This is a genomic window from Candidatus Obscuribacterales bacterium, assembly GCA_036703605.1.
Lineage (GTDB): Bacteria > Cyanobacteriota > Cyanobacteriia > RECH01 > RECH01 > RECH01.
Map to the genome: position 1 here is coordinate 1 of DATNRH010000527.1, position 1,064 is coordinate 1,064.

Sequence of the window (1,064 nt, forward strand, 5' to 3'; positions counted from 1 at the left end):
AAGTATCCATTATTAATATATAAATAAGATGATAGATTGCCTCTCCTGGGCACCTCTAACCCCCCAATAAGTTGAAGAAAACCAAGAAAAACTTGGCTTTTTGGGGTTTTTTGGAACCATTTTCGGGACCGCTTTTAGGACCACTTTCGTCAATTTCCGCCAGTGATTTGTCACTCCGGGAAGGTCGATTTGGGTTGCACCGCGTGATCCTGCGGCTGAGATTACTCAGCATGGATCAGAAGATGCCCCTCAAGCTACCACGCTATATGTTCCGCCGGGCCAACGGCTCTTTCCGCTATAAACGGAATGTTCCCAAAGACCTGCGCAAGGTGATTCCCAAGGCGACTGTCTACCGTCAGTTGGGCAATACCTACCAAGATGCTCTGAAGGCTCTGCCCAAGGTCCATGCCGAGATTGAGGCTCTCTTTGATCGCGAACGACGCACCACAGATGAAGAGCGAGCCAAGGCTCTGGTCAGAGAACGGCTGGGTGAACGGCACCAGTCCATGTTCATCCAGGGGGCCGTCGATCCTGAGTGGCCAGAGTTCGACGACTTCCAGGAACTTGCTGAAGATCTCGAACACGCTGTCCCCAAAGGCGCGGTAAGGCAGCTCAAATCAGCGTCCTCAACACCAGCGCCTATGTCGCTCTCTCGGGTCCTGGAAGAATACTATACCTATAAGGCAGAGGAGAGCAACAACGGCCTGCGCACCCGCATCGACCGTCTCCGCAAAGACCTGATCCTTTGCCTAGGGAAGAACCGCTTTGAGTGGACGGAGCTGAAGGACCTCACCCGAGCAGATGCAAATGCCTATCGTGATCTCTTGCTGTCCCGCATGACCCCCAACTCTGTGCAGCGGAACCTTGGTGTCATCAAAGCGGCCATCAATCACGTCTTGCTGGAACATGACCTAGACCTCCGCAACGTCTTCCAAGCCATCAAGATTATGGCTGATCATGTCTGGGGTAGTCCACCGATGGGAGCTCACCACCCTACTTGTCCAGGTGCTCCTCGAGGGCAAAGGTAAGCGCAAAGGCGAGGCCAGCATCTTTAACGAGTACGT

General features: G+C 53.3%; 1 protein-coding gene. It reads left to right on the top strand.

Features of this window, described 5'->3' with window-relative positions; translation table 11 throughout:
• Window positions 1-242 precede the first annotated feature (242 nt).
• The gene (locus V6D20_11420) at window positions 243-1,028 is read left to right on the top strand and encodes a hypothetical protein (protein ID HEY9816393.1); all 786 of its coding nucleotides are present in this window, start codon (window positions 243-245) and stop codon (window positions 1,026-1,028) included.
• Window positions 1,029-1,064: the final 36 nt, after the last annotated feature.